This is a genomic window from Amycolatopsis sp. WQ 127309, assembly GCF_023023025.1.
Classification (GTDB): domain Bacteria; phylum Actinomycetota; class Actinomycetes; order Mycobacteriales; family Pseudonocardiaceae; genus Amycolatopsis.
Genome location: NZ_CP095481.1, coordinates 10,656,543 through 10,683,525, shown reverse-complemented (window position 1 = coordinate 10,683,525; position 26,983 = coordinate 10,656,543). Strand labels below are relative to the sequence as shown.

Here is a 26,983-nt window from a genome sequence, read left to right as displayed (position 1 = left end):
CGGGGGAGACGCGGGTGCGGTCAGGCGGCCAGTTCGCGGATCCGGGCCATCGCCCGCCGGACTTCGGCGAAGCCGGTGGTCAGCGGGCTGAGCCCGAGGCGGATGCCGTCGGGACGGCGGAAGTCGATGATGACGCCGTGCTCGATGAGCAGCGCCGAGAGCCGTTCGGCGTCCGGGTGGCGGAGGGTGACGTGCCCGCCGCGCCGGTCGTCGTCGCGGGGCGAGGCGACGGTGAAGCCGAGCGGTACGAGCCATGCGTCGGCGAGGTCGAGCACCCACCGGCCCAGCTCGACGGCCTTGGCGCGCACGCGCGTGATCCCGGCTTCGGCCAGCAGCGCGACGCCTTCCCGGACGCCGATCATGCCGAGCACCGGCGGGGTGCCGGACAGCGCGCGGCGGATGCCCGGCGCCGGCTCGTAGTGCGCCGCCATGGCGAAGGTGTCGGCCGCGCCGATCCAGCCGGTGATCGGCTGGCCGAAGGCGTCCTGGTGCCGGGCGGCGACGTAGAGGAACGCGGGCGCGCCGGGGCCGGCGTTGAGGAACTTGTACGTGCAGCCGACCGCGAAGTCGGCACCGGCCGCGTCCAGCTCGACCGGGAGGCACCCCACGCTGTGGCAGAGGTCCCAGACGACGAGCGCGCCGTGCTCGTGCGCCAGCCGGGTGATCCCGGCCAGGTCGGCGATCGCCGCGGAGCGGTAGTCCACATGGGACAGCACGACCGCCGCGGTGCGCGGGCCGACGACGGCCGCGACCTGCTCGGCACCGAAGCCGGCCCACGGGTCGGCGTCGATCCACCGCACGGTCAGGCCCAGCTCGGCGGCGATGCTCTCGACGAGGAACCGGTCGGTGGGGAAGTTCGCGGTGTCCGTGACGAGCTCGTCGCGCCCCGGCCGCAGCGCGACGGCGGCCCGGATCGTCTTGTAGAGGCAGACGGACGTCGAATCGGCGACGATCGCCTGCCCGGGCGCGGCGCCGAGCGCGACCCGGCCCAGCTCGTCGCCGATTTCCCCGGGCAGCGCGAGCCAGCGCTCACCCCACGACCGGATGAGCCGCGAACCCCACTCTTGGACGACGACTTCCTGCAGCCGCTCCGCCGTCGCGAGCAGGGGACGGCCGAGCGAGTTCCCGTCGAGGTAGGCGACGACGCCGGGGTCGGAGATCGGCACGAACCGGGCCCGGAACGCGGCCAGCTCGTCGGCGGCGTCGAGCGCCTCGGCGCGCTCGAGGGAGGTGCCGGCGGCGGTCAGTTCCCCTGCTCCTTGCCGTTCTCCTTGACGCCGTTTTCCTTGACGCGCTCGGCCTCCTTGCGCACCTCGGCCTGCGTGGCGCGCTCCTGCTCCAGCCAGGCGGGGCTTTCCGTCTTCAGCGCGTCGATCTGCTCGGTGGTGAGCGCGTCGGTGACACCGCCGCGCGCGAGGCCGCCGATGGACACGCCCAGCTTCGCCGCGACGACCTGCCGCGGGTGCGGGCCGGTGCGGCGCAGCTCGCGCAGCCACTCCGGCGGGTCGGTCTGCAGCGCGTTCAGCTCGTCGCGCGAGACGACGCCCTCCTGGAACTCCGGGGGCGTGGCTTCGAGGTACACACCCAGTTTCTTCGCCGCTGTCGCGGGCTTCATCGTCTGGGTGGTCTTGTGCGACGTCATGCCGTCCAGGGTAGCCAGCGCCCGACCGGTAACCTGACCCGGTGACCGGCCCGGACGTTCCCGCCTCCTTCCGGCTCGCGTACGTCCCGGGAGCGACACCCGCCAAGTGGGTGCGGACCTGGGCCGAGCGGGTCCCCGAAGTGCCGCTGCAGCTGGTGCCCGTCGCCGCGGCGGACGCCACCGCCCTCGTGCGGGAGCGCGGCGCCGACGCGGCCCTGCTGCGCTCGCCGCTGGACCGCGACGGCCTGCACGCGATCCCGCTCTACACCGAGACGACGGTCGTCCTCGTCCCCAAGGACCACGTGGTCGCCGCGGCCGACGAAGTGTCCACAGCGGACTTGGCGGACGACGTCGTGCTGCACCCCCTCGACGACACGATCGAGTGGGAGTCGCTCCCGGGCCGCCCGGCCGTGGACCGCCCGGAAACGACGGCGGACGCGATCGAACTGGTGGCGGCGGGCGTCGGGGTGCTGGTCGTCCCGCAGTCGCTCGCGCGGCTGCACCACCGCCGCGACCTCACCTACCGGCCGGTGGCGGACGCGCCGCAGTCGAGCGTGGCGCTGTCGTGGCTCGAAGACGAGACGAGCGACCTGATGGAGCAGTTCATCGGCATCGTCCGCGGCCGCACGGTCAACAGCACGCGCGGCCGCTCACCCGCACCGGCGCCGGCTCCCGCTGAAAGGAAGCCGCCGGCCCGCAAGCCCGCCGGCGGGAAGTCCGCGGGCGGGAAGCCGGGAGCCGGTCGACGCGGTGGCGGAGTGGCGAAGCGCGGCAAGCCGCGTCGCCGCTCTTGAGCGCTAGCTGGTCTCGCAGACGCAGTTGCCGTTCGCGCGGTCCTGGAGGTCGGGGTCGTCGAACCAGTGGCCGTCCTCGCCGAGGTAGCGGAACTGGAGCACGGTGCCCGGCACCACCTCGACCGACGTCGAGCGGCGGCCGTTCGAGCGCGGCAGCAGGTGGTGGCGGCCGGGGGTCCAGTCGTTGAACGACCCCACCACGCTCACCCGCCCCGGCGGCGCGCCGATCGGCAGGCTGAAGGTGACGCGCTTGGCGCCGGCGGGACTCTTGCTGATCTTGATCACTCGTCGGTGGCCCTTTCACGGGACGGTCAGGAGGGCGTGCTCGACGTTGAGCGCGCTCATGATCGCACACCTGTGACGATTCGGTCACGAAGAGTGCTCAAAAGGGGGACGACGCCGCTCAACGGTGCGCCACCGACCGGGTGGACTCGCCGCGATCCATGATCATCTTGCTGTCTTTCGCGGCTTCCGGTGCAAAACTGGCTGCCGTGACCATCACCGTTGATCGTCTCGTCAAGGACCCGTGTGCCTGGCTCAGCGCCGCGACCCGCGAGCTCGCCGACGCGCCACCGGCCGACACGCGAGCGGTGCTCCTGACGGTGTGGGACGGGCTGGCCGCCGCGCGGCTGGCCGGCCTGCACGCCGCCACGGCGTCGCCCGGCTGGCAGGTGCGGCAGCGCTGCGCCGAAGCGGTCGAGTTCGACCTCGCCGTGCAGCTGGCCCGGGACTGCACCGTCGCGCCCGGCCTGGCCGTCCCGGCCCGGCTGCCCGGAGCCGCGGTCGCCTGGACGACGGAGCGGGCGGACGCCGCGGTCGCGACGATCATCCGCTTCTGCCGCACGGCCGAGCGCGTCCTGCGCCGGGCCGGCGAGCTGCGGCCGGTGTGGGAGGACAGCCTCCTCGGCCCGGTCGCGCTGACCCGCTGGCTGGGCGACTGCTGGGTGGGCCGGCACACGTGCTGCCCGCTGCGGCTCCCGGCACCGCCGCCACCGTGGTGGCGCTGAACGTCGAGGCGTGTCCGTCAGGGGAAGGCGGGACCGGCGGCAGCCGGCGCCGGCGAGAGGAGCAGCGGGTGAGACTGGCCGACGCGACCCGGTCGTCCCTGCGTGAGCTGCTGGTGGCCGAACTGGCCGCCGCCGGCACCCGGGCCCGCGACGCGGGTTGCCCGCCCGAGGTCCTGGCCGAACTGCTCGACGCCCGCTCGGGATCGCTGACCGAGGACAGCCGGGGCCGGGATCGTGAGTGACGGCGTCCCGGGTCTGCCACGACCGATGCGCCGGTGGTCAGTGGTCGAGGACGGCCAGCGCCGTGGCGACGATCCGCGCGAGGTGCGCGTCGTCGGCGAGGGCGGTGGACAGCCAGTCGTCGCGGGTGGAACCGTTGTGCGGCAACCGGTCCAGCGTGGCCGGATCGGCTGTGCCGAACACCACCCGCACCACCGCCGTGATCACGACCGCCGGGTCCTGGCCGCGGGCGAGGCGGGCCTCGATCGCCCGCAGGGCCTGCTCGGCGAGGCCGGTGAGCCGGGCGTCGTCCACCTCGTGCGGGCGCACCAGCTCCAGCGCGGTGAGCTCGGACGAGCTGTCCGCCGGCATCGGCGCGACCGGCGCGCGCTTGTGGCCGAGCGGCCGCTCGACGTGCTCGGCGTACCATTTCGGCCGGGTCCGCATGGCCGCCAGCACGGTTCGCACCTCGCGGTCGAGCGTCTCGCGGTGGTCCTGGCCGGCCGGCGGCTCGCCGGTGACCTCGGCGCGGCGCGCGGCCCAGCCGGCCAGTGGCCACAGCTCGCCGCCCGCGGTCGTCGGCACGCCGACCCAGAGCAGGATCCGCACGGCCAGCTCGCCCAGCCACGGGTCGCCGCCGAGGGCGTCGCCCAGCCAGGCCGGGAGCCGAGGTCGTTGCAGGGCCCCGATTTCGCCGCGCCGGCGCCGGTGCGCGTCGACCGTCGCGGGGCTGAGCCGGGTGGCCAGCCAGCCCTCCAGGTTCTGGATCGGGTCCGTCGCGCGCCGCAACGCGTGCTCCACCACGGCTTCGACGTCGTCGTGGAAGCCGTCGAGGCAGTCGCGCCGCATCCATTCGAGCCCGCGGAGGCAGTCCGGGTGCCGGCGCTGCAGTTCCAGCGGCTTGGTGATCCGCGCGAACACCAGCGGCCAGGTCACGGTGTAGACGGCTCCGCGCAGCCGGGCGAGGTCGCGGGGCGGCGCGGCCGACGCCGACCGGGCCAGCCGCCCGGCGCGCGCCAGCTCGCGGACCCCGGCGACGTCGGCCGGGCGGGTCGGGTGCGTGGTGCCGGGCAAGCGTTCCTCCAGATGCCTCGCGCGAATACGCCGACAGGGCAAATGGTCGGCCCCGCGAGGGAGGGGAAAAGGTCGGTGCCAGGCCGAGTTCCGGGCCGACTGGCCAGCAACTGGCCACCGGGTGAATCACCTGATCGGTGGAGCGAATACGTCCGATCGCGCGGAAGTCCGCGTGCCACAATCGGTTTCCGATGGCACACGACGGCGGGTTGAGCCGCGAACTGACCACGCTGCGGCGGGGCTGGGGCCTGGAGACCGAGGGCCTGCTCGGCCGGGTCGGCCCGCTGATCTCCGGCTGGTGCGAGCTGCACCGGGCGAAGAACGACCGGGAGGCGCGGCGCGTCCTGCGGGCCGCGATCGAGTCCGCGATCGAGGAGTTCCCCCTGGAAGACCGCCTCGCGGTCACCATCGCGCTGTGCATCGAGCCGGGCGCGCAGCACTCGCTGCTCAGCGACCGGGTCGCCGTCCTGATGGAGCGGCTGCAGGTCGCCGAGCGCACCGCCCGCCGGCGGATCGACCGGGCCTGCGCCCGGCTGGCCGCCGAGATCGAGGCGAGCACGCACCCCGAACGGGGAGAGCAGGACCCGGACAAGGGCTGGTTCGTCAAGCGGCTCACCGCCGTCGTCCGGCTGGACACCCCGGTGCCGACGCTGATCGAGGAACGCCTGATCGTCGCGACCCGCGAAGGCCTGAGCCGCATCTCCGCGCAGTTCACGGTGCCCCGCGTCGAGGACGGCACCGACGCCGAGCGCGACGTGACCGCCGACGCCCAGTTCGGCGTCCGCCTGGGCGAGCCGATCCGCCAGGGCCAGCGGCACTTCCGCTGGCTGCTGGACCTGCCGCGGCCCCTCGGCGCCGGCGAAGACCACACGTATTCGCTGGAGTACCAGGTCCGCGACGGCCGCCCGATCCGCCCGTCGTACGCGTTCGTGCCGCTGGTGACGTGCGAGTCGTTCACGGTCCGGGTCCGCTTCGACCCGGACCACCTGCCCCGCGCGATCTGGCGCCTGGACAAGGTGCCGACCTCGGTGCTGTCCGACCCGCCGCAGCCGGGCGAGCCCTTGCCGCTCGACGGCACGGCCGAGGTGGTGCAGGACTTCGCGGCACCCCAGCTGGGCTACGCGTACGGCGTCCAGTGGCTGGCGGACGCGTAACGGGCTGCGGGCCGGCGACGACCCTGGGTGCGTCGTTCACCAGGGGAGGCCCAGCATGGGAAACAGAGCACGGATCGCTTTCGCGGCACTGGCCGGCGCTTCGGCGGTGACGGCGGGCGCGGTGGTCTTCGCGGGCGCGTCCGCGGCCGTCGGCCCGGCGCCGGCGCCGATCGTCCAGGCGGCGCAGGCCACCTGCGTCACCGACGGCAACGGTTTCTGCACGGTCACCCACGGCCTCGGCACGGTGCCGGAGGCGGTCGTGGTCTCGCCGAACACGCCGAGCGCGTTCAACGCGTTCACGCTCAACACGGTGCTGGGCTCGTACACGGCGACGACGTTCCAGGTGCGCGCGATGTTCACTCAGACGACGCCGAAGACGTTCGGCCAGATCTGGTTCACCTACGCGGCTTACGGCGCTGCGGCAACACCGCCGACCACGACGCCGAAGACGACCACTCCGCCACCGGAGACGACGACACCGCCTCCGCCCACTACCACTACCTCTCCGCGAACCGATACCACCACTCCGGCGGGCGGTGGCGGCTGAGCTGTCGTCGCGGAATCCGCGGTGAAACCCTTGCCCGGCAACGGCTTCAGGTCAGCGAGGCCAGGGCGAGGGTTTGTCCCGAAGCTCGTCGGCGAAGATGGCGTCCACCCGTGAACCCGCCCGGGACAGCACCCGGGCGGCCGTGCGGATCCCGTAGCCCAGTGCGAACAGGAGCAGGAGCGCCAGGCCGATGGCCGCGGAGTTCGCCACGAGCGCCTCCCGGTACTGGTGCGCGAGGTAGCCGAGGCCGGCGCCGGCGGTCACGGCGTCGAGCAACGCCAGCCGGAGCAGCTGTGCCGGTGCGGCTCGCAGTGCGGTGGCCATCGTTCACCTCCCGCCGGGCCGTTCAGCGGCAACGTCCTTGCAACTTAGACGAGCGTGCTCCGATCGGCAGCCACGACAACCTGTTTGGCCTACCGGGTGGGCCCGGATGGCCGCTGTGATAACTTGAAACGAACTGGGTCTTCTTTGCATGTGTGAATCCCCGAGCCGCCTGCGCGCACCGGGGTCAGGGGGCGGTAGCTCAGTTGGTTAGAGCAGGGGACTCATAATCCCTTGGCCGCGGGTTCGAGCCCCGCCCGCCCCACTCGGTCGTGGGCGAGGTCCGCTCGCGCGGCACACTCGCCGTCCCGCGGATTCCCGCCGGCGCGCACCCATCTTGCATCGATTTCCGTTGCGCCCTCGGCGTTTCCCGCCGGAACCCGGGCCCGGCCGGAACACACCCGGCCGGACCCGAGCACCCGTCAGCGACGCGCCGACGCCGAAAACGCGGCGACGGCCGCCGCGGCCCGGCCGTCCCGGGATCCGGCCACGGCCGCGTAGGGCAAGGGATTCCCGTCGTTGACGCACCCGGGCACGTCCGCCACCGACGAGCAGTTGCGCGGCCGGTTGCCCGTCACCGTGGCGCCGTCGGCCAGCGTCACCCGGGCGTCCAGCGTGTAGACGCCACCGGCGTCGGCGGCCAGCGGCGAGTAGCCCGCCCCCGGTTCGCCCGCGGTGTTGCCCGTGACGCTCCCGCCGTCGAAGGTGAGTGCGTCGTAGAACAGGCCGAGCCCGCCGCCGTTGCCGCCGTAGCCCGCCCAGCCGACGTAACCGCCCGCGCCCGGGACGCCCGCGTCGCCGCCACGGCCCGCGTGGTTTCCGCTCACCTCGGTCGCCGTGACGACCGGGTTCAGGTGCTCACCCTGGCGGGTGGACACGAACAGCCCACCGCCCGAGCCGCCGCTGCCCCCGGCTCCGGAACCGGTGCCCGGGCCACCCGTTCCGCCCGGGCCGCCCACCCCGGCGGTGTTGCCCGTGACGGTGCTGCCGGTGATCCGCAGGACCGTGCCGACGGAGGTGTAGAGGCCGCCGCCGAACCCGCCCGAGCCGCCGTCGCCGCCGGTGGCCGTCCCGGTCGCGTCGCCGCCCCGGCCGCCGTCGCCGGTGGTGTTGCCGGTGATCTCGCTGCCGGCGATGGTGAGGGGAGCGGTCGTGCTCCCGATGTAGGAGGAGATCCCGCCGCCGAAGCCGGCCGGCCCGCCGCGGCCGGGCGAGCCGCCATCGGCGCCGCGCCCGCCCGAACCGGACGTGTTGCCGGTGACCGTGCTGCCGGTGATGCTCAACGGCCCCCAGTTCTCGATGGCACCCCCGCTTTCGCCCGGGTTCCCGCGCCCGTCGCTGCCGGCGCCGACGCCGTCGGGCGCGTGGCCGCCGGTGAGCGTGACGTCGGTGAGGGTCAGGTCGCCCCAGTTGGCGATGAGCCGGAACTGCGGCGCGCCGGTGGCCCGGCGGATCGTCGCGTGGTTGCCCTGGACGGTGAGCTTCCCGCGGACGGACGGCAACCCCGCCGCCCAGGTGGTGTCCGCCACGGCGGTGAGCGCGTAGTCGCAGCCCGGTGCCAGCGACAGCGTGTCCGCGTCTGTGGTGGCGGTCGCCGCGGCGACCGCCTGGACCAGCGCGGCCGCGTCGCAGGGAACGGTGGTTCCGGCGGCCTGCGCCGGTGGTGCGATCAAGGCGAGCGCGCCCAGCGCGGTCACCACGGTGGCTCTTCTTCGGAGTTTCGTGCCTGTCATCGGAGTCCCCTCGTCGCCGGACGCGCGCGAGGGAGCCGGGCAGCACGAAGAAGCCCCCGGATCGTGCCTCCCCCGCACGACGAACATCAACAGTAGGGCCCGCGGTGATCCGGTGTCACCGGGTTTCCGCTGAGCGGGACCGTCCACAGTGGAGCGTCAGGCGACGCGGCACCAGACGGTGCTGATCCGCCCCGCGTGACTCAGCTCGATCGGGTCGAGCCGCACCTGCGTACCGCCCGGGTGGTCGAACAGCCGGACGCCGTCGCCGAGCAGGACCGGCACCACGTGCACCAGCACCTCGTCGAGCAACCCGGCGTCCAGGCACCGCCGGGCCAGCGTCGGGCCGAGCAGCGCGACGTAGCCGTCACCGGCGGCCTTCGACGCCGTCGTGACGGCGGCGCCGAGGTCCTCGACGAAGGTGAAGCCCGGCTGGGCCGTCGCCGGGTCGTCGCGCGTGAGCACGAACTTCGGGCCCTGCCAGCGGCCGCCGTAGACCTCGCCTTCGGCCGACGTCGCCGGGGCGTAGGTGCGGTGGCCCAGCAGGACCGCCCCGATCTCGCCGAGCAGCCGCTCGACGACCGGGTTCGGCCCGGTGGCCTGCCCCGCGAGCCAGGACATGTCGTCGGCGGGCCCGGCGACGAAGCCGTCGAGGGACATCGTGATGTGGCAGAGCAGCTTGGCCATGAAGGTGCCTTTCCGTGCGGGGTCACCTCTACTGACGGGCGCGGTCCGGGAAACTCATCGCTCAGGCGGCGACGAGCTCCTCGGCGTCCGAAGCGTCCCGGGCGTAGCGGCGCGCCATCGTCGCGCAGACGATCAGCTGCAGCTGGTGGAACAGCATCAGCGGCAGCACGATCAGCCCGACCTGTGCGTGCCCGAACAGCACCGTCGCCATCGGCAGGCCGCTCGCCAGGCTCTTCTTCGACCCGCAGAACACGATGGTGATCCGGTCGGCGCGGGCGAACCCGAGCGCCTTCGCGCCCCACCCGGTCGCCGTCAGCACCGCCGCGAGCACGACGACGCAGACCGCCGCGAGCACCAGCAGGTGACCGGCGTCGAGGCGGTGCCAGATGCCCTCGGTCATACCTGCGCTGAACGCCGTGTAGACGACCAGCAGGATCGAGCCGCGGTCGAACAGCTTCAGCGGCGCGGAGTTGCGCGTGATCCAGCCGCCGATCCAGCGCCGCGCCAGCTGCCCGGCGACGAACGGCGCGAGCAGCTGCAGCACGATCCCGAGCACGGCCGAGCCGTCGACGCCCGCGCCGTCTCCGGACAGCAGCAGCGCCACCAGGATCGGCGTCACCACGATGCCGGCCAGGTTGGACAGCGACGCGCTGCAGATCGCGGCCGCGACGTTGCCCCGCGCGATCGACGTGAACGCGATCGAGGACTGCACCGTCGAGGGCAGCACGGCCAGGAACAGGACGCCGGCGGCGAGCTGCCCGGGCAGCACCGACGACGGCAGCAGCGTGACGGCCAGGCCGAGCAGCGGGAACAGCACGAACGTCGAGGCGAGCACGACCGAGTGCAGCCGCCAGTGCCGCAGGCCTTCGAGGGCCTCCTGCGTGGACAGCCGGGCGCCGTAGAGGAAGAACAGCAGCCCGACGGCGATCGTCGTGGCGGTGCCGAACCCACTGGCCACGGCGCCGGAAGCGGGCAGCAGCGTGGCGACGCCGACGGTGGCGAGGATGGCGACGATGAACGGGTCGAGACGCAAGCGGGACATGGATCTCCTTCCACGGCCATTCTCGGACGCGCGCCGCTCATTGTGAACCCCGATGACCGGACTGACTGTCATCGCCGCTTGTGATAAAAGGAGAGAGTGCTGGACCCACGGCTGTGCCGGTCGTTCCTCGCCGTCGCCGAGACGCGCAGCTTCACCGCGGCCGCGCGCCGGCTCGGTGTCGGCCAGCCGACGGTCAGCCAGCACGTCCGGCGGCTCGAGAAGGACGCCGGCGGGCTGCTGTTCGCCCGCGACACCCACACGGTCGAGCTCACCGCGCGCGGGCAGGCGATGGTGGGGTTCGCGCAGACCATCGTGGACACCGAAGAGCGCGCGCAGCGGCACTTCCGCGGCGCCGGGCTGCGCGGCCGCGTCCGCTTCGGGGTGTCCGAGGACTTCGCGCTCGGCGAGCTGCCGGAGATCCTGCACCGGCTGCGCCGCAGTCACCCGCTGGTCGACGTCGAGCTGACCGTCGAGCTCTCGGACGTCCTGGCGCAGCGGCTGCGGGCCGGGCAGCTGGACCTGGTCCTGGGGAAACGCCGTCCGGGCGCGCACCACGGCCGGCTGCTGTGGCGCGAACCGCTGGTGTGGATCGGCTCGGCCGCGACGGTGCTGGAGCCGGGCCAGCCGGTGCCGCTGGTGCAGTACCCGATGCCGTCGATCACCCGGCAGCTCGCCGTGGAGTGCCTCGAACGCGCCGGCCTGGAGTGGCGGGCGGCGTGCCAGACCTCGAGCCTCACCGGCCTGCGGGCCGCGGCGGCGGCCGGGCTCGGCGTCACGCTGCACGCGCGCAGCCTCGTCCCGGCCGACCTCGTCGAGCTCGACGGCCTGCCCGAGCCCGGCGACATCGAGTTCATGCTGCTGGCGCGGGAGTCGATGGAGGAGCCCGCCGCGGCGCTCGCGGAGTTCGTGCTGGACCGGGTCGGACCCAGGAAACCCGGCTGATTACGCTTCGTCGCCGGTCAGCAGGCGCCGCAGCCGGGTCAGTGCCCGGTGCTGGGCGACGCGGACCGCACCCGGGGTCGAGCCGACCGCGCCCGCCGTCTCCTCCGCGGACAGGCCCACGACCACCCGCAGCACGACGATCTCGCGCTGTTTCTCGGGCAGGATCTCCATCAGCCGGGTGAGCCGCTCGTTGAGCTCGAACTGCAGGGCCCGCTGCTCCGGGCCGGCGGTGTCGGCGACGCCGTCGGGCACCTCGGCCACCGGGTCGGTCCGGTTGCGGGCCGCGGCGCGGTGCGCGTCGGCGACCTTGTGCTGGGCGATGCCGTAGACGAACGCGAGGAACGGGCGGCCCTGGTCGCGGTAGGACGGCAGTGCGGTGAGCACGGCGAGGCAGACCTCCTGGGCGACGTCGTCGGCCGAGGCGAAGGTCCGCTCGGTGCGCCCGACGCGGGCCCGGCAGTAGCGCACCACCAGCGGCCGGATCGTGGCGAGCAGCCGCGCGGTCGCGGCGTCGTCGCCGGCGATCGCGGCGGCGACCGGCTCGTCGTGCCGGCGCCAGTGGTCCGGGAAGTCCCCGGCGGGTTGCGCCGCGGCGATCTCCCGCACGAGCGCGCGGCCGCGCACCCGCAGCAGGGTGCCCTCCACGTCGAGGCCGACGCGCAGCGAGTCGTGCAGCGCGGCGTTGGACTCCCGCAGCTGCTCGGTGATCGCGCGATCCCCGTACTCGGTTGCCGGCATTTCAGCTCACCTTCCCCTGTCCCGCTGATCGTCGGGTGGTGCGGCCCGGTGACGCCGGAGGCGTTCCCGTACGTGGCGGAGGTTGGACCGGACGGTCGCCGGGTCGACCCGGAGCGCCTGCGCGATCTCCGCCGGGGTGAACCCGTCGAGCGACCACGCGAGGACCGTCCGCTGCCGGCCGGGGAGCGTCGCGAGCAGCTCGATGAGGTCGCCGTGCTGCTCCACCAGAGCGGCCAGCTTCTCGTCGTCCCGCGGGTCGGCGACCGGTGCCCAGTCGACGCGCGCTTCCCCCGGCGCGTCGAGCAGCCGGCCGGCGACCCGGCGGACCCAGGCCCGCGGGTCCTCGATGGTCGGCCACGCCTCCAGCGCGTGCAGCATCGCCTCGGCGGCGACGTCACGCGCGGTTTCGACCTCGAACCCGGCCTTGCACAGGAACGCCACGAGTGGCGGGAAATCGGCGCGGAAGAACGCGTCGAACTCGTCTCGACCGCACACGGCCGCCTCACCACCCCTCGCCTCCACAGGAACAAGTGCGGTGAGGTGACCGCTACGTGTAACGATTCGGCCACGACTCCTCGGTAGGAGTAATGCGGTACGCCGTCCGGGTCACGCAAAGTGATGGGTTAGCTCGACGATCTTGGGTACCCGGGCGGGATGAGCCACGGAGAGCGAAGCCGAGAGCAACTGGCCACGCGTCCCGGTTCGTGCCGGAGACGCACCCGCGAACGGTGACTTCCGGTCACCGGCCGGCGACCGCGCGTCCCGGTGTGCGGTCCTGTGCGGTCCGCCGCGGCCGAGCCGGGAATCCTTGCCGGACCGGCAAACCCGGCGCCGGTGACCAGGTCCGCGTGTGATCGCGCAAGGGGACGCGCCGAGGCCGATGCCGTCGATCGGGTGACGTGATCGACATCGAGATCCCCGGAAGAAAGGCGTACTCTCACGTGTTGCAGTCTTGGTTGCCCGGAGGGTGAGCCGGGGACCGACGCCAAAACCCCTTGACCCAGGCGGATACGCTTGCGCGCCCGCGGCGGTCAAGTCGGTTGACGCGTCACGACAATGGGAAACAAGCAGAGCTAGGGAGGTGAACGAAGGAAATGGAAGCCACGATGACGGGCTGGGCGGAACTCGCGGCCTGCAAGGACGAGGACCCGGAACTGTTCTTCCCGATCTCCGAGGTCGGTCCGGGCGCCCGGCAGACGTCCCACGCGAAGGCGGTGTGCGGTCGCTGCCCGGTACGCGCCGAGTGCCTCGGCTACGCGCTGGACAACGGCCTGGACCACGGCGTCTTCGGCGGCACCACCGCGGTCGAACGCCGCCGGCTGGTGCGCACGGCGCCCCAGCGGGACCGAGTGGCGTGACCGCCGCCCGGTGACCTCTTCCCGGCGGCCTGGAGCGAAACACCGAAACCGGAGAACGAATTCGGGCGTGTGTGTGCCCGGGTGGGTGACCCTTGTGGAATCACCCACCCGGGCATTTCCATTGCCTGATGTGGGTGACACATTCTTCGAGTGCTATTGGCCGCGTTTCCGAGTACTTTCCGCATCTCGCGAGTCCCGTCCTCACTCACGCGAGTCCCGTCTTCACTCACGTGAGTCACGGCTTCGATCACGCGGGTCACGGCTTCGATCACGCCGGACCCGCGTACGTGCTCAGTGCGGCGGGGGTGTGCCGTCCGCGGGCCAGACGTCCGGCAGGCCCCACGGCTCCGCCGACGGCGGTTCGAACGCCGCCATCGCCGCCACCAAGCCGCGTTCGACCGTCAGGAGCGTCACGCCGAACCAGCGGTAGCCGTCCTCGCCCGGGCGTCGCAGGTAGGTGGCCACCGCGGGCTGGCGGTTGGCGCGGATCGGCAGCATCCGGAACCGGCCGACGCAGGTCGCCGCCGCCGGGTCCATGCTGAGCGACAGTGCCCGGACGATCGCGGCGCGCGAGGCGAACCACAGCGGGTACGGCGGCATGACGGCCTGGGCGTCCTCGTGCAGCAGCTTCGCCACGGCGCTCGGGTCACCCTGCTCGTACGCCGCGATGAACCGCTTGAGCAGCGCGGCTTCCGCCGCCGTCGGATCACCCGCGGTCCACTCGGAACGGCGCGCGGGCAGCCGCTCACGCAGCGTCGTGCGGGCCCGCTGGAGCGCGCTGTTCGCCGACGCGACGCTCGTCTCCAGCAGTGACGCCGTCTCCTTCGCCGACCAGCCGAGCACGTCGCGCAGCACGAGCACCGCCCGCTGCCGCGGCGGCAGGTACTGCACGGCGGCGAGGTAGGCCAGCTCGATCGTCTCCCGCTCGACCACGACGGCGTCGGGCGTCTCGAGGTCGAGCAGCCGGTCCGGACAGGGTTCGAGCCACGGCTGGTCGACGGCGGCGAGCGGCCCGTCCGGTTCCCCGGACGGCCCCAGCTGATCGGGCAGCACCCGCCGCGGCCGCCGGGCGAGCGCGTCGAGACAGGCGTTCGTCGCGATCCGGTAGAGCCAGGTGCGCACGCTCGCGCGCCCCTCGAACCCGTCGCGGCCCTTCCACGCGCGCAGGAAGGTCTCCTGCGTCAGGTCTTCGGCATCCCCGAGCGAGCCGAGCATCCGGTAGCAGTGCACCTGGATCTCCCGCCGATGCCGCTCGACGACGCGCTCGAAGTCCCCGCTCATCCCCGGCACGCTAGCGCACCGCAGGTCAGAGACCGAGGATTCGCGTCGCCGAGCTAAACCGCCGCCGTCTCCTCGTCCGCCAGCCGTTCCAGGCCGCTCTGGGTCTTGAGGGGCAGGTGCTTGAGGAACGCCACCGCGACGACCACCAGCAGCGCGATCGGTGCCGCGATCAGGAACAGGTCGCTGGTCGCCGTGCCGTACGCCTCGCGGATCACCTTGGCCACCGGCTCCGGCAGCGTCGCCAGGTTCGGCACCGTCTCCGAACTGCCGCCGCCCGGCAGCGGGCCGAGGCCCGCGGTGATCAACGACGTCACCCGGTCGGCCAGCACCGCGCCCAGCGCGCTCACCCCGATCGAGCCGCCCAGGCTGCGGAAGAACGACAGCGTGGACGTCGCCGCGCCGAGGTCGTGCGCGGGGACGTCGTTCTGGGCCACCAGCACCAGGTTCTGCATCAGCATCCCGACGCCGGTGCCGAGCACCAGCATGAACAGGCTGAGCACGAGCACGCTCGTGTGCGCGTCGATCGTGCCGAGCAGCCCGAGCCCGGCCGCCAGCAGGATCGCGCCGATGACCAGGTGCGCCTTCCACTTGCCGGTCCGGCTGATCAGCTGGCCCGACACCGTCGAGGAGATCAGCAGGCCGAAGATCATCGGCAGGCTCATCAGCCCGGCCACCGTCGGCGACTTGCCCAGCGCCAGCTGGAAGTACTGCGACAGGAACACCGTGCCGCCGAACATCGCGACGCCGACCAGGAAGCTGGCCACCGTGGTCAGGGTGATGGTGCGGTTGCGGAACAGGCCCAGCGGCAGGATCGGCTCGCGCACCCGCGACTCGACGAACACCGCCAGCGCCAGCACGACCAGGCCGGTGGTCACCAGCACGGCGGTCTGCCAGGAGCCCCAGGCGAACTGGTGCCCGGCCAGCGACGACCAGACCAGCAGCGTCGACACCCCGGCCATGATGAGGAACGCGCCGAGGTAGTCGACCTTGACGTCCCGGCGGACCGTCGGCAGCTTCAACGTCCGCTGCAGCAACAGGATCGCGGCGACGGCGAACGGCACCCCGAGGAAGAAGCACCAGCGCCAGCCGAGCCACGACGTGTCGACCATGACGCCGCCGATCAGCGGGCCGGCGACGGTGCCGACGGCGAAGACGCCGCCGAAGATCCCGGAGAACTTGCCCAGCTCGCGCGGGGAGACGATGGCCGCCATGATCACCTGCGCGAGCGCGGTGAGCCCGCCGCCGCCGATGCCCTGGGCGACGCGGCTGGCGATCAGCACCTCGATGTTGCCGGCGAACCCGGCCACGAGTGAGCCGACCACGAACAGCGCCAGCGAGGCCTGGATCAGCAGCTTCTTGTTGTAAAGGTCGGAAAGCTTGCCCCACAACGGAACCGTGGCCGTCATCGCCAGCAGCTCGGTGGTGACCACCCACGTGTAGGACGACTGCGAGCCACCCAGCTCGCTGACGATCCGCGGCAGCGCGTTGGCCACCACGGTCGAGGCGAGGATGGCCACGAAGATGCCCATCATCAGCCCGGACATGGCTTCGAGCACCTGTCTGCGGTTCATCGGGCCGGACGTCGACGTCTGCGGCGGGTCGGCGGTCGTGGACACGGGTGTCCCCCCTGGGTGTCGGACGCGGACCGGGTCAGCGGGTCCGCTGCGGGTCGGGCAAGCCGGCGGCGATGCTCGCCACGGCCTCGTCGAACAGGGCCGAGACGGTCTCTTCGCCGCCTCGTTCACGCCACCGCAGCATCGCGGCGTTCAGCGCGCCGCCGACCACGGCCAGCAGCAGCGAGGGGTACAGGTCGGCCGGGTCGCACCCGGCGCGCCGGGCGATCGCCGCGGTCAGCGGCTCGGCCTGCTGGGCGTTCATCACCACCGCCCGGTGGAACAGCGCCGGGTTCCGCTTGACCGCGGTCATCCGGGCCAGCCACTCCCGCGGGTTCGCCCCGACGTCGGCGACCTCCTCGCGCATGACGGTGACCAGTGCGTCCAAAGTGGACACTCCGGCCGGCTGCGCGAGGAACCGTTCGATGGCGCGTTCGGTGCGTTCGAGGTGGTCCGGGTAGGCGATCACGACGGCGTCCTCTTTGGACGCGAAATAGTTGAAGAAGGTGCGGACCGAGACGCCGGCCGTCGCGGCGATGTCCTCTACCGTGACCGCGTCGAGGCCGCGCTCGGCGACGAGTTCGACGGCGGCGACGGCCAGCGCGCGGTGCGTCTCGTACTTCTTGCGCTCACGCAGGCCGGGTGGTGGGGGCACGCCGACCACGGTAGCGGAACTTGCACGTCATGCAAAGTTGCATTTCGTGCACTGGCCTGCCTCCGCGGGCGGCGGCCGGGGCTGGGAGACTGCCGGGGTGAGCGGAACGGTGCTGGTGCTCGGCGGACGCAGTGAGATCGGGCTGGCCGTGGCGAAACGCCTGGTCAGCGGGGACGCGCGGCGGTTCGTCCTGGCCGCGCGGCCGGGCGCGGACCTCGCCGGGGAGGTCGCCGCGCTGCGCGAAGCCGGCGCCGAAACCGTCGAAACCGCGGACTTCGACGCCGACGACCTCGGCGCGCACGGCGCATTCCTGGAGAAGGTCGCCGCCGGCCACGGGCCCCTGGACGTCGTCGTGCTCGCCTTCGGCATCCTCGGCGACCAGGAACGGGCCGAGTCCGACGCCGCCCACGCCGCTGCGATCGTCCACACCGACTACGTCGCCCAGGTCGGCGTCCTGACCCACGCCGCGAACCTCCTGCGCGCGCAGGGGCACGGCCGGCTCGTCGTGTTCTCCTCGGTGGCCGGGGTGCGGGTGCGCCGCGCGAACTACGTCTACGGCTCGGCGAAAGCCGGTCTCGACGGCTTCGCGAGCGGCCTCGCCGACGCGCTGCACGGCTCCGGCGTCCTCCTGCTGCTGGTCCGCCCGGGCTTCGTGATCGGGCGGATGACCGAGGGCATGGCGCCGGCGCCGTTCTCGAGCACGCCGGACCAGGTCGCCGACGCGACCGTCGCCGCGCTGCGCCGCGGCCGCGGGGTCGTCTGGGTGCCCGGCGTACTCCGTCCGGTCTTCTTCGCGATGCGCTTGCTGCCGCGCGCGATCTGGCGCCGGATGCCGCGGTGACCCGCTAGCCGGGACGCGTGTGTCGGGCGCCACAGCCCATTCCCGTGCGCGCTCCGGCACGGTGCGTCGCGAAATCGGCCGATGGGCCTGGTTTTGCTCGGCCGTTCGGGCAGCGTCACAAGCTTTCAACAAGTTTCTCAGGTAATTCCCAGCTAACGCGGTGATCCTCGAACACAGGGGTTCCATCGAGGGAAGCAAGGGGAAACTTGTCGTGCTGCTGTCGTCCCGGGGGCGCCGCATCGGCGGCCGTGTCGCGCTCGGCGTCGTGTCGACGCTGGTGCTCGCGGCCACCGGGTACGCGTGGTCGCAGCTGAGCAAGCTGGACGACGGCATCGTCACGGCCAACGTCATCCCGCCCGCCGCGCAGATCGACACCGAGGACACCCCGGCGGGCGAACCGCTGAAGATCGCCCAGAACATCCTGCTCGTCGGGATCGACGCGCGGACCGACGCGTACGGCAACCCGTTGCCGCAGAGCGTTCTCGACGCCCTGCACGCGGGCAGCGGCGACGACGGCGGGGACACCACGGACACGATGATCGTGGTGCACATCCCGGCCGGCGGCGCCGCGGCGACCGCGATCTCGATCCCGCGTGACTCCTATGTGGACATCGCGGGCGGCTACGGCAAGCACAAGATCAACTCGGCCTACAGCCGCGGCAAGAACGCCGCGATGTCCGGGTTGCGGGCTCAGGGCCTCTCCGGCGCGCAGCTGGAGGTGGCGGCGAACGAGGCCGGCGCGAAGACCGCGATCCAGACCGTCGAGAAGTTCACCGGCCTGACCGTCAATCACTACGCGTCGATCAACCTCGCCGGGTTCGACGCGCTGTCGCAGGCCGTCGGCGGCGTCGAGGTCTGCCTCAAGGCGCCGGTGCACGACACCTACTCCGGCGCGGACTTCCCGGCCGGGCCGCAGACGCTGTCCGGCGCCCAGGCGCTCGCGTTCGTCCGGCAGCGCCACGGCCTCCCGGGCGGCGACCTCGACCGGATCGCGCGGCAGCAGGCGTTCCTGTCCGCGATGGCGAAGACCGTCCTCAACGCCGGCACGTTCACCAGCCCGTCGAAGCTGAACGCGCTGGTCAGCGCGGTGCAGGGCTCGGTCGTCCTGGACAGGGGGTGGGACGTCCTGAGCTTCGCGCAGCAGCTGCGGGGGATGACGTCGGGCGCGATCGGCTTCGCCACGATCCCGGTGCAGAGCCTCTCGCTGGCGACGCCGTCCGACGGCGACGCGGTGAAGGTCGACCCGGGCCAGGTCCAGCAGTTCGTCCGCACGGCGATCAGCACCCCGGCGGTGCAGGCCTCCGGTGCCGAGGTGGCGGGCGGCGTCAAGCCGGTGGCCGCGACCGGCACGTCGACGCCGGACCCGGGCAAGACGCCGGACACCTCGGGCACCACGAAGCAGCCGGCGACCTCGACGGCCGCCGGCTGCGTGAACTGAGCGTCTCTACACGAACGCGGACTGTCCGGTGATCGCCTTGCCGACGATCAGGGTGTTCATCTCACGCGTGCCCTCGAAGGAGTAGATCGCCTCGGCGTCGGCGAAGAAGCGCGCGACGTCGTAGCCGAGCACGATCCCGTTGCCGCCGAAGATCTCCCGGCTCCAGGCGACGACCTCGCGCATCCGCGACGTCACGAACGCCTTGGCCAGCGACGAGTGCTCGTCCTTGAAGATCCCGGCGTCCTGCAGGCGGGCGAGCTGCACGAGCATGCCCCACGACGCCGTGATGTTCCCGAGGCTCTTCACGAGCAGGTCCTGCACCAGCTGGAAGCGGGCGATCGGCCGGCCGAACTGCTGCCGCTCCTGCGCGTAGGCGAGCGCGGCTTCGTAGGCGCCGATCGCCACGCCGAGCGCCTGCCACGCGACGCCGCCGCGGGTGGCGCGCAGGATCTCCGCGACGTCGCGGAAGGAGTCGATGCCCTGCAGACGGTTCGCCTCCGGCACGCGGACGTCGGTCAGGGTGATCTCGGCGTTTTCGACGATCCGGAACGCGATCTTGCCCTCGATCTTCTCCGCCACGAAGCCCGGCATGTCCTTCTCGACGACGAAGCCCTTGACGTGGTTGTCGTCGACGTCCCGCGCCCACACGACGATGTAGTCGGCGAAGGTCGCGTTGCCGATCCACTTCTTGGCGCCGTTGAGGATCCAGGTGTCGCCGTCCCGCTTGGCCGTGGTGCGCATGCCGCCCGCGACGTCCGATCCACCGAGTGGCTCGGTCATCGCGAACGCGCCGATCTTGTCCATCGCGGCCATCTCGGGGAGCCAGCGGTCACGCTGCTCCTGGCTGCCGCCGGAGTAGATCGAGTACATCGCGAGTCCGTTGTGGACACCGAAGAACGTCGCGACCGACGCGTCCGTGCGGCTCATCTCCATCGCCATCATGCCGGTGAGCAGGTGGCTGACCGCGGGCTTGTGCGCGCCGTAACCCTCGTAGGGCAGGCCCGCGAGACCGCTTTCGCGGAACATCCCGATCAGTTCCTTCGGGAAGGTGCCCTTCTCCCAGTTCTCGTTCACCAGCGGCTTGACGTCGTTCCGCATGAACTCGCGCGCACTCACGAGCAGCTTGCGCTCGTCGTCCGGCAGCAGCGCCTCGAAGTCGTAGAAGTCGGCGGTCAGCTTGTCCTTGAGCGGTTCCATGTCAGTTCTCCTCCACTGCTTTCAACACTGCGAGCTGCTTGCGGTCGCGCGTCTCGGAAAGCTCCGAGTACGTGGAGGAGCCGTAAGCCTTTTCGACGGCTTCGATCAGCCGTTCCTGCTCTTCGGGACTCTGGCTGGGATTGCCCAGCCCGGCCCACATCTGCTTCATCGACTTGCCGATGTGCTCGGACATGTGCCGGTACCCGCCGGGGCCGCCGCCCAGGTGCGAGCCGAGGAACGGCCCGACCGTCGCCCAGCGGATGCCGAGCGAGTTCGTGATGACCTTGTCGAGGTCTTCCGGCGTCACGACGCCCTGCTCGACGAGGTAGATCGCCTCGCGGCTCAGCGCGTTCTGCAGCCGGTTGCCGACGAAGCCGGGCATTTCCTGGTGTTCCACGACCGGCGTCCGGCCGAGGAAGGTGTAGAAATCGACGGCCTGCTGCACGGATTCGTCGCTGGTGCGCTCGCCCGGGACGACCTCGACCAGGGGGAGCAGGTGCGGCGGGTTGAACGGGTGTCCGATGAGGACCCTGCTGCCGTCGATCTCGCCGGTGAACGCGGTCGAGGGGATGGCGCTCGACGAACTCAGCAGCAGCGCGTGCCGCGGAGCTTCCTCGACGAGCTGCTTGAAGAGGTCCTTTTTGAACTCGACGTTCTCGGGTCCGTTCTCCTGCACGACATCCGCGTCCTTCACGGCCTCGGTGACGTCGGCGGCGACGTGCACGCGGCTCGCCAGCTCGTCGGCGGTCGTGCCGAGGTGCGGCGCGAACGTCTCGAGCGCCTCGGTGATGGCGTCGGCGAGGTCGGGGCGCGGGTCGGTGACCCGGACGGTCAGGCCGTGGTGGGCGAACAACGCCGTCCAGGACAGGCCGATGGTGCCGGCGCCGATGATGGCCGCGTTCTTCATGATTGCGCACCCTTCAGGTAGTCGAAGACCGGTTTCACCGGGGCGAGCGTCAGGTCGGTGAGGATGTGGCTGGCGGACACGACCTCCAGCACGGGCAGGTCGGCCAGCGGGGCCAGGACGTGCTGGAACAGCTGCAGCCGCGCGGGGCCGGTGTGGGCCTGCTTGACCACGACGTCGGTGATCTCGGTGCGGACCAGCTCCTGCACCCGCGGCGTGCCGTCGTAGCCCGGGACGGTCTTGAGCATGAACGTCGGGACGGTGATCTGCTTCTCGGCTTCGCGGACGTCCAGCTCGTGGTGCTTGTAGCCCATGGTCGCGGTCGCCACCCGCAGTGTCCCGTAGTCCAACGTGCCCACGAGAACGCCGTTGTCGACATACAGACTCGGGCTGCCGACGGTCTTCGGGTACGCGCTGACCTCGCGCCCGGACGCCGTCGCCGGGAAGTTGTCGAGGTACATCGCGTGCAGGTACTCGCCGCGCTCGCCGTCGAAGCTGACCTCGATCGCCTGGCCGGACTCGGTGTACGGGCCGTAGCCGGAGACGTCGCCCATCTTCATGACCTCGAAGCGCACCAACGGTTCCTCGACCCGCAGCGGCTCCGGCACGACGGCGCGCAGGGCGTCGGCGTCGGTGCGGTAGACGATGTTCAGGTACTCGCGGTCGGTGAACCTCGGGACCACGGGCGCGAACGCCGGGGCGGTCAGGGGAGTCGTCACGTGCTGGCGGACTTCGTCGATCTTCATGTCACTCACCGGTCCACTTCGGAGCGCGGCGCTCGGCGAAGGCGGTCATGCCCTCGCGGACGTCGGCGGACTGCATCAGTTTCTTGATTTCTTCGCCCTGCACGGCCGCGGGATCCGCGGCTCGCACGATCTTCTTGACGGCGGCCAGCGCCAGCGGCGCGTTCTCCGCCAGCTTCTCGGCCAGCTGCAACGCGACGGCGGCGGCGTCCCCGCTCGGCGTCACGCGGTTGACCAGGCCCAGCTCGCCGGCGCGGCGGCCGGTGACGGGCTCGCCGGTGAGCAGGAACTCCATCGCCAGGTGGTGCGGGATCCGCTTCGGCAGCCGGATCACGCCACCACCGGCGGCGATCAGACCGCGCTTCACTTCGGGGAGGCCGAACTTCGCGTCTTCGGCGGCGACGATCAGGTCGCAACCCAGGGCCAGTTCGAACCCGCCGCCCATGGCGAACCCTTCGACGGCGGCGATCAGCGGCTTGGCCAGCTCGGCCTCGGTGAGACCGCCGAACCCGCGTCCGGGAATCTCCGGTGACTCGCCCTTGAGCGCGGCCTTGAGGTCCATGCCGGCGCTGAAGGTGTTCTCGGCGCCGGTGAGGACGCCCGCCCGCAACGTGGGGTCGGCTTCCAGCTCGTCGAGCGCGGCGGCCAGCCCGGCGGCGACGGCGGCGTTGACGGCGTTGCGGGCCTGCGGCCGGTCGATGGTGATCAGCAACGTGCTGCCGATCCGCTCGGTGCGTACTTCGGTCATGGTCCTGCTTCTTTCTCAGAGTTCCGCGAGGACTTCGGCGGTGTCCTGGCCGGCCAGCGGGGCCAGGCGGCGGATCGAGCCGGGCGTCGCGGAGAACTTCACCGGGATGCCGACCGTGCGGATGGTGCCCTCGCTCGGGTGCTCGACGGCGTCGAGCAGGTGGCCGTCGCGGACGTACGGGTCCTCGTGCGCCCGGTCCAGCTCCAGCACCGGCGCCATCGGGATGCTGTGCTTCGCGCAGACCTCGGCCCACTCCTCGGTGGTCAGCGCCGGGGCGTACGCGGCGATCTGCTCGGTCAGCCACTCGTTGTCGGCGCGGTCGATGGCCTCGCCGTTGACGCGCGGGTCCGCGGCCAGTTCGGGACGGCCCGCCGCGGCGAAGAAGTCGCGGAAGTTCTTGGGGTTGTAGGGGATCACGCAGGCGAGGCCGTCCTTGGTGGGGACCGCGGCGTGGCCCTTCGTCATCGACAGCGCGAAGCCGGTGGGGCCCTCGGCCGGCTCGTAGGTGTGCCCGGCGAGGTGCTCGACGAGGTTGAACGCGAGCAGCGTGTCCGTCATCGGGATCTCGATCTGCTGGCCCTCGCCGGTCCTGTCGCGGTGGACCAGCGCGGCGAGCACGCTGTAGGCGATGGTCAGCGACGACACCTTGTCGCCGATGATCGTCGGCAGGTAGACGGGCTTGCCCAGGGCGCGGTTCGTGACGTCGACCAGGCCGGATGAGGCCTGCACGGTCTCGTCGTAGGCGGCGTTGCCGGCCTGCGCGGAGTCGCCGCGGAAGCCCTGCGCGTGGGCGTAGACCAGGCGGGGGTTGCGCTCGGCGACGTCGGCGTAGTTCAGCCCCAGGCGGGCCAGCGCGCCGGGGCGCATGTTGGTGATCAGGATGTCGGCCGTGTCGATCAGCTTCAGGGCCTGCTCACGCTCGGCGTCGTCCTTCAGGTTGAGGGCCACGCTGCGCTTGTTGCGGTTGACGTTCAGGTTCAGCGGGGTCATGCCCGGCGTGGTGCGGTACTGGCCCACCCGCACGGTGTCCGCGGGGGACTCGATCTTGATCACGTCGGCGCCCAGGTCACCGAGGATCTGGGCCGCGTACGGGCCCATGACCACGGTCGAGAGGTCGATCACGCGCACGCCGTCCAGCGGGCCGGCGGCGGTCGGGGTGATGTCCGTCATCATTCGTCCTTTCGCGCCTTGCTTCGTTGCTCTACTTACGAAGTTAGGCGCGATGGCGATGAAAGGGAATGATCATGATGCGCACAATGGTATGACTGCGGCGGTCATACCATTGTGGTTTAGGTGGCGATCGGTTCCTTGAAGACGTCTTTCGCGGCTTCGACGAGTTCTCGCAGGTCGCCGTCCGCGCGGTCGCGGCGCCAGAGCAGGCCGGTATCGAGCTGGGGCCGGAAGTCGGTGAACGGCAGCACGATGACGTTGTCGAGGCGGTAGCCGTGCATCGGGCTCCGGTCGTCCAGCATGGAAATGGAAAAGGCCTCGCCGCTGGAAATGATTTCGGACGTTCCACCGTAGCCGGTGTTGGTCAGGCGAATGCGTTTCTTGACGCCCAATTCACTCAACTGGTGGTCGAGCTGGTCGAAGTACGCCGGCGTGATGTCCCCGGGTGAGGCGACGTACGGGAATTCGGCCAGCTCGGCCAGCGTCACCGAGTCCCGCCCGGCGAACATGTCGGCCGGGACGACCGCGCCGAGCCGTTCCGACATCACCGGCAGCTGTTCCAGCGCCGGATCGGTGACCGGCAGCCGGGCGAGGGTGAGCGCGAGCTTCCCGTCGTGCACGCCCTGCACGAGGTCGGCGGTGGTGCCGGGCCAGCGCTTGACCTCGTAGCGCGCCTTGACCAGCTCGGCGAGGGCGTTGACGCGGTCCCGCAGGTCCGGGTGCACCCCGGCGGGCATGCCGAGGAAGACGGTGCTGCGCTGCGGCCGCGTCGCCTCCTTCAGTTTCCAGGGGATCGCGCCGACCTGCTCGAGGACGTCCCGCGCGAGCGGCAGCAGGGCGGTCCCGGCGGCGGTGAGCGTGACGTGGTGGGTGCTGCGGTCGAACAGCTGCTGGCCCAGCTCGTGTTCGAGGTCCTTGATCCGCTGGCTCAACGGGGACGCGGCCATGTGCAGCTTCCGAGCCGCGGCCGAGAAGTTCAGTTCCTCGGCGACCGCGACGAAGTAGCGCAGGTGCAGCATCTCCATCCCCAGACCCTAACGACCCACCGCCCCACCCCTCCCATCACGTGTCGACCCCCCAATCACGCGAGTCACGCCCCCAATCACGTGAGTCACGCCCCCAATCACGCGAGTCACGCTCCCAATCACGCGAGTCACGCTTCCGATCACGCGAGTCACGCGTCGGATCACGCGAGCTGACCCTCCAGGTACGCGAGCCGACCGTTCCGGTACGCGTTCAGTCGGCCGATGCGCCGCGGCGGACCAGGGTGAGCAGCCGGGCGGGGTCGCCGCCGGAGAGGGCGACGCCGGTCGCGAGCAGGAGGAGGTCCAGCTCGGTGACGTCGGGGGCGACGGCGCCGGCGGCCCGGGCGCGGCCGAGCAGAGCGGTGGCGGTCGTGTTCATCGCGGCGTGCCAGCCGGCGAACAGGCTCTCGTGCTCGCCCGCGGGATCGGCGAGCGACAGCGCGAGGGCGCGCTTGGTCCGGACGTGCTCGACGAACAACCCGAGCCACGCGAAGAGCGCTTCGCCGGGGTCGTCCGCGTCGAGGTCCGCGCGGCTTCGCAGCTCCGCGACTTCGTCGGCGTACACCGCGACGACCAGTTCGCGCCGGTTCGGGAAGTGCCGGTACATCGTCGCGTTGCCGACGCCGGCGCGGCGGGCGACGCGGTCGAGCGGCGCGTCCGGGCCGTCCTCGGCGAAGACGTCCTTCGCGGCGGCGAGCAGCAGCGCCTGGTTGTCCCGCGCGTCCGACCTGCGGGCCCGTGCCGTCATGCTGCTCCCTTGCCAAGTGGGGATGTCCCCGGTTAGCGTAGCCGAACCCTAACCGGGGAAGTCCCCACTTGAGGAGTGACCATGGACGCCGCCGAAGTCCACCGCCGGCTGATCGCGTTGACGCCGTTCACGGCCGAGAGCGTCACCGAAGGTCTGCGCTACATCGACCCGGACGTGGTCGACCACCGCGGCGGCGCGGGCGGCGACCACCACGGCATCGACGCCTGGCGCGCGAAGTGGGAAGCCATGCTGGACGGCGAGTTCTTCGCCGGCTTCCGCGACGTCGGCGTGCGGGTCGAGCGCAACGTCGCCGACGGCGAGTTCTCGGTCAACCGCTACACGAGCACGGGAACGCAGCTCTCGACCGGCCGCAGTTACGCCGTGACCAGCATGGACATGATTCGCGTCCGCGACGGCCGGGTCGTCGAGCACTGGGCCGTCATGGACGTGACCGACCGCGCGGCCCAGCTGGCACCGCCGTCCTGACGCGACGCCGCGTGCTTGGGCGCGGATCTCGCGTGATCGGACGCGTGACTCACGTGATTGAAGGCGGATCTCGCGTGATTGGGCGCGTAGAACGCGGGGCCGCTCAAGAGGCGGGTCAGGTGTGGCGCGGGCCGGAGATTTCGAGGTCGTCTCGACCTGTCTTCGTGAACTCCGTGACCGACGCGCGCAGTTTAGCCAAGGCGTCATCGTGGGCCGCGGAAAAACGTTGGTCGACGGTACCTTGGTGGCCGGGTTTGCTCGACCTCCGGATGGTCACGGTCAGATCGGTGAGTTCGGTCGCCGCGCGGAGTACGGGTGTCGCGGCCGCCTCGGTGGATTCGGGGGCGAAGAAAGCGATCTGGTGTCCCAATCCACCGAGGCGGTCGAGGCGTCGTCGGCCGGCTTCCTGACTGTCCTCCCAGAGGGGTGCGGCGACGATCTCGTAGGCGGCGGCGATGAAGTCCGGGTAGATCTTTTCCTTGTGCTCCCGGAAAAGCCTGCGTTGCTCAAGCCGCCGTTCAGTCCGCTTCGGGAGTGTCGTGGCCAGCGCCGCGGTGAGTGCTGTGAGCAATCCGGTGGCCAGTGCGAACAAACCACTTCCCCACCAGGGCGCCGTCGAGTTCATGAAGCCATGGTATCCGGCTCGATCCTGGTGGTACGCGAAAGGAAGCGCCCGGGATTCGTCCGCCGGGCGCTGTCGCTACGGCCTAGCACCACCACCAAAGGGGGAACAAGAACCCGCGAGCCTCGGGATCCGGGCGCAGGCGGGTGCATGTGGGGTGCGGGGAGTCGAACACGGTCGTTCCTCTGGCTTTCCTCATGGAAGTGGTGCGGTCGGAAGTGCCTTTGGCACTTGCCCGACGACACTCGGGATTGCCA

31 protein-coding genes and 1 tRNA gene are annotated in these 26,983 nt (G+C 71.6%); 11 read left to right on the top strand and 21 right to left on the bottom strand.

All coding sequences use genetic code 11. The features are described from left to right. Positions 1–20: 20 nt before the first annotated feature. Together MUY22_RS47290 and MUY22_RS47285 are read right to left on the bottom strand one after the other, a co-directional pair. Entirely contained in the window at positions 21–1,247 is a 1,227-nt protein-coding gene (locus tag MUY22_RS47290) for a kynureninase (protein WP_247064475.1), read from the bottom strand. Then, positions 1,244–1,642: a DUF5997 family protein gene (locus tag MUY22_RS47285; RefSeq protein WP_247054826.1), complete on the bottom strand. Its 399-nt coding sequence runs from the start codon at positions 1,640–1,642 to the stop codon at positions 1,244–1,246. The genes MUY22_RS47290 and MUY22_RS47285 overlap by 4 nt, the downstream gene beginning before the upstream one ends. Positions 1,643–1,683: 41 nt before the next feature. Between MUY22_RS47285 and MUY22_RS47280 the strand changes: the two genes are divergently transcribed. Further along, positions 1,684–2,436, top strand: coding sequence for a LysR substrate-binding domain-containing protein (locus tag MUY22_RS47280; RefSeq protein WP_247054824.1), 753 nt, complete (start codon positions 1,684–1,686; stop codon positions 2,434–2,436). Positions 2,437–2,439: 3 nt separating this feature from the next. Here the strand turns inward: MUY22_RS47280 and MUY22_RS47275 are convergent, their stop codons facing one another. Then, positions 2,440–2,721 (bottom strand): isoamylase, encoded by a 282-nt coding sequence (locus MUY22_RS47275; protein ID WP_247054822.1) that lies wholly within the window; start codon positions 2,719–2,721, stop codon positions 2,440–2,442. 206 nt (positions 2,722–2,927) lie between these two features. On the opposite strand from MUY22_RS47275, the gene MUY22_RS47270 reads away from it, so the two are divergent. Both MUY22_RS47270 and MUY22_RS47265 read left to right on the top strand, forming a co-directional pair. Next, complete coding sequence (locus MUY22_RS47270) at positions 2,928–3,443, top strand: hypothetical protein (protein WP_247054820.1); 516 nt, start codon at positions 2,928–2,930, stop codon at positions 3,441–3,443. A 68-nt stretch (positions 3,444–3,511) separates the two neighbouring features. Further along, positions 3,512–3,685: a hypothetical protein gene (locus tag MUY22_RS47265; protein WP_247054818.1), complete on the top strand. Its 174-nt coding sequence runs from the start codon at positions 3,512–3,514 to the stop codon at positions 3,683–3,685. A 37-nt stretch (positions 3,686–3,722) separates the two neighbouring features. Here the strand turns inward: MUY22_RS47265 and MUY22_RS47260 are convergent, their stop codons facing one another. Continuing rightward, positions 3,723–4,736, bottom strand: a complete 1,014-nt coding sequence (locus MUY22_RS47260) for a hypothetical protein (RefSeq protein WP_247054816.1) — start codon at positions 4,734–4,736, stop codon at positions 3,723–3,725. A gap of 191 nt (positions 4,737–4,927) precedes the next feature. Here MUY22_RS47260 and MUY22_RS47255 point away from each other — a divergent pair, with 191 nt between their 5' ends. Next, positions 4,928–5,890 (top strand): hypothetical protein, encoded by a 963-nt coding sequence (locus MUY22_RS47255; protein ID WP_247054814.1) that lies wholly within the window; start codon positions 4,928–4,930, stop codon positions 5,888–5,890. Between the two features lie 55 nt (positions 5,891–5,945). Next, positions 5,946–6,437 (top strand): hypothetical protein, encoded by a 492-nt coding sequence (locus MUY22_RS47250; protein WP_247054812.1) that lies wholly within the window; start codon positions 5,946–5,948, stop codon positions 6,435–6,437. Between the two features lie 51 nt (positions 6,438–6,488). Here the strand turns inward: MUY22_RS47250 and MUY22_RS47245 are convergent, their stop codons facing one another. Next, the gene (locus tag MUY22_RS47245) at positions 6,489–6,761 is read right to left on the bottom strand and encodes a hypothetical protein (RefSeq protein ID WP_247054811.1); all 273 of its coding nucleotides are present in this window, start codon (positions 6,759–6,761) and stop codon (positions 6,489–6,491) included. Between the two features lie 188 nt (positions 6,762–6,949). On the opposite strand from MUY22_RS47245, the gene MUY22_RS47240 reads away from it, so the two are divergent. Next, positions 6,950–7,023 (top strand) — tRNA-Ile (locus MUY22_RS47240). A gap of 157 nt (positions 7,024–7,180) precedes the next feature. On the opposite strand, the gene MUY22_RS47235 is transcribed toward MUY22_RS47240, so the two are convergent. The 3 genes from MUY22_RS47235 to MUY22_RS47225 form a co-directional block, all read right to left on the bottom strand. Further along, positions 7,181–8,491 carry a hypothetical protein gene (locus tag MUY22_RS47235; protein ID WP_247054810.1) on the bottom strand — a complete coding sequence of 437 codons (1,311 nt, stop codon included), beginning with the start codon at positions 8,489–8,491 and terminating at the stop codon, positions 7,181–7,183. A gap of 156 nt (positions 8,492–8,647) precedes the next feature. Next, complete coding sequence (locus MUY22_RS47230; protein ID WP_247054809.1) at positions 8,648–9,175, bottom strand: dihydrofolate reductase family protein; 528 nt, start codon at positions 9,173–9,175, stop codon at positions 8,648–8,650. Positions 9,176–9,236: 61 nt separating this feature from the next. Beyond that, complete coding sequence (locus MUY22_RS47225; RefSeq protein WP_247054808.1) at positions 9,237–10,217, bottom strand: bile acid:sodium symporter family protein; 981 nt, start codon at positions 10,215–10,217, stop codon at positions 9,237–9,239. A 96-nt stretch (positions 10,218–10,313) separates the two neighbouring features. Here MUY22_RS47225 and MUY22_RS47220 point away from each other — a divergent pair, with 96 nt between their 5' ends. Then, positions 10,314–11,159 carry a LysR family transcriptional regulator gene (locus MUY22_RS47220; RefSeq protein ID WP_247054807.1) on the top strand — a complete coding sequence of 282 codons (846 nt, stop codon included), beginning with the start codon at positions 10,314–10,316 and terminating at the stop codon, positions 11,157–11,159. Here the strand turns inward: MUY22_RS47220 and shbA are convergent, their stop codons facing one another. Together shbA and MUY22_RS47210 are read right to left on the bottom strand one after the other, a co-directional pair. Next, a complete protein-coding gene (shbA, locus tag MUY22_RS47215; protein ID WP_247064473.1) occupies positions 11,160–11,756 on the bottom strand; it encodes an RNA polymerase sigma factor ShbA in 597 nt (198 codons plus the stop codon). It abuts the gene before it with no gap. Between the two features lie 147 nt (positions 11,757–11,903). Then, on the bottom strand, positions 11,904–12,392 hold the full coding sequence (locus MUY22_RS47210; protein WP_247054805.1) for an RNA polymerase sigma factor: 489 nt from the start codon (positions 12,390–12,392) through the stop codon (positions 11,904–11,906). Positions 12,393–12,991: 599 nt separating this feature from the next. Here MUY22_RS47210 and MUY22_RS47205 point away from each other — a divergent pair. After that, positions 12,992–13,255 carry a WhiB family transcriptional regulator gene (locus MUY22_RS47205; RefSeq protein WP_247054803.1) on the top strand — a complete coding sequence of 88 codons (264 nt, stop codon included), beginning with the start codon at positions 12,992–12,994 and terminating at the stop codon, positions 13,253–13,255. A 291-nt stretch (positions 13,256–13,546) separates the two neighbouring features. Here the strand turns inward: MUY22_RS47205 and MUY22_RS47200 are convergent, their stop codons facing one another. From MUY22_RS47200 to MUY22_RS47190, 3 genes are all read right to left on the bottom strand, one after another. Next, the gene (locus MUY22_RS47200) at positions 13,547–14,536 is read right to left on the bottom strand and encodes an RNA polymerase subunit sigma-70 (protein ID WP_247054801.1); all 990 of its coding nucleotides are present in this window, start codon (positions 14,534–14,536) and stop codon (positions 13,547–13,549) included. 53 nt (positions 14,537–14,589) lie between these two features. Next, entirely contained in the window at positions 14,590–16,107 is a 1,518-nt protein-coding gene (locus MUY22_RS47195; RefSeq protein WP_247064471.1) for an MDR family MFS transporter, read from the bottom strand. Positions 16,108–16,186: 79 nt separating this feature from the next. Further along, positions 16,187–16,804 (bottom strand): TetR/AcrR family transcriptional regulator, encoded by a 618-nt coding sequence (locus MUY22_RS47190; RefSeq protein WP_371827554.1) that lies wholly within the window; start codon positions 16,802–16,804, stop codon positions 16,187–16,189. Between the two features lie 97 nt (positions 16,805–16,901). Between MUY22_RS47190 and MUY22_RS47185 the strand changes: the two genes are divergently transcribed. Both MUY22_RS47185 and MUY22_RS47180 read left to right on the top strand, forming a co-directional pair. After that, the gene (locus MUY22_RS47185) at positions 16,902–17,645 is read left to right on the top strand and encodes an SDR family NAD(P)-dependent oxidoreductase (protein WP_247054797.1); all 744 of its coding nucleotides are present in this window, start codon (positions 16,902–16,904) and stop codon (positions 17,643–17,645) included. A gap of 211 nt (positions 17,646–17,856) precedes the next feature. Beyond that, entirely contained in the window at positions 17,857–19,083 is a 1,227-nt protein-coding gene (locus MUY22_RS47180) for an LCP family protein (protein WP_247054795.1), read from the top strand. A 6-nt stretch (positions 19,084–19,089) separates the two neighbouring features. Here MUY22_RS47180 and MUY22_RS47175 read toward each other — a convergent pair whose 3' ends face one another. From MUY22_RS47175 to MUY22_RS47145, 7 genes are all read right to left on the bottom strand, one after another. After that, the gene (locus MUY22_RS47175) at positions 19,090–20,280 is read right to left on the bottom strand and encodes an acyl-CoA dehydrogenase family protein (protein ID WP_247054793.1); all 1,191 of its coding nucleotides are present in this window, start codon (positions 20,278–20,280) and stop codon (positions 19,090–19,092) included. Position 20,281: 1 nt separating this feature from the next. Continuing rightward, the gene (locus tag MUY22_RS47170; RefSeq protein WP_247054791.1) at positions 20,282–21,187 is read right to left on the bottom strand and encodes a 3-hydroxyacyl-CoA dehydrogenase NAD-binding domain-containing protein; all 906 of its coding nucleotides are present in this window, start codon (positions 21,185–21,187) and stop codon (positions 20,282–20,284) included. Then, entirely contained in the window at positions 21,184–21,930 is a 747-nt protein-coding gene (locus tag MUY22_RS47165) for an acetoacetate decarboxylase (RefSeq protein WP_247054789.1), read from the bottom strand. Before MUY22_RS47165 ends, MUY22_RS47170 begins: the two co-directional genes overlap by 4 nt. A 1-nt stretch (position 21,931) precedes the next feature. Further along, a complete protein-coding gene (locus MUY22_RS47160; RefSeq protein ID WP_247054787.1) occupies positions 21,932–22,675 on the bottom strand; it encodes a crotonase/enoyl-CoA hydratase family protein in 744 nt (247 codons plus the stop codon). Between the two features lie 15 nt (positions 22,676–22,690). Continuing rightward, positions 22,691–23,845, bottom strand: coding sequence for a CaiB/BaiF CoA-transferase family protein (locus tag MUY22_RS47155; RefSeq protein WP_247054785.1), 1,155 nt, complete (start codon positions 23,843–23,845; stop codon positions 22,691–22,693). Positions 23,846–23,964: 119 nt separating this feature from the next. After that, positions 23,965–24,870, bottom strand: coding sequence for a LysR family transcriptional regulator (locus tag MUY22_RS47150; protein ID WP_247054783.1), 906 nt, complete (start codon positions 24,868–24,870; stop codon positions 23,965–23,967). Between the two features lie 211 nt (positions 24,871–25,081). After that, complete coding sequence (locus MUY22_RS47145) at positions 25,082–25,618, bottom strand: TetR/AcrR family transcriptional regulator (RefSeq protein WP_247054780.1); 537 nt, start codon at positions 25,616–25,618, stop codon at positions 25,082–25,084. Between the two features lie 81 nt (positions 25,619–25,699). Between MUY22_RS47145 and MUY22_RS47140 the strand changes: the two genes are divergently transcribed. After that, a complete protein-coding gene (locus tag MUY22_RS47140) occupies positions 25,700–26,104 on the top strand; it encodes an ester cyclase (protein ID WP_247054778.1) in 405 nt (134 codons plus the stop codon). 115 nt (positions 26,105–26,219) lie between these two features. On the opposite strand, the gene MUY22_RS47135 is transcribed toward MUY22_RS47140, so the two are convergent. After that, positions 26,220–26,729, bottom strand: a complete 510-nt coding sequence (locus MUY22_RS47135) for a hypothetical protein (protein ID WP_247054776.1) — start codon at positions 26,727–26,729, stop codon at positions 26,220–26,222. Positions 26,730–26,983: the final 254 nt, after the last annotated feature.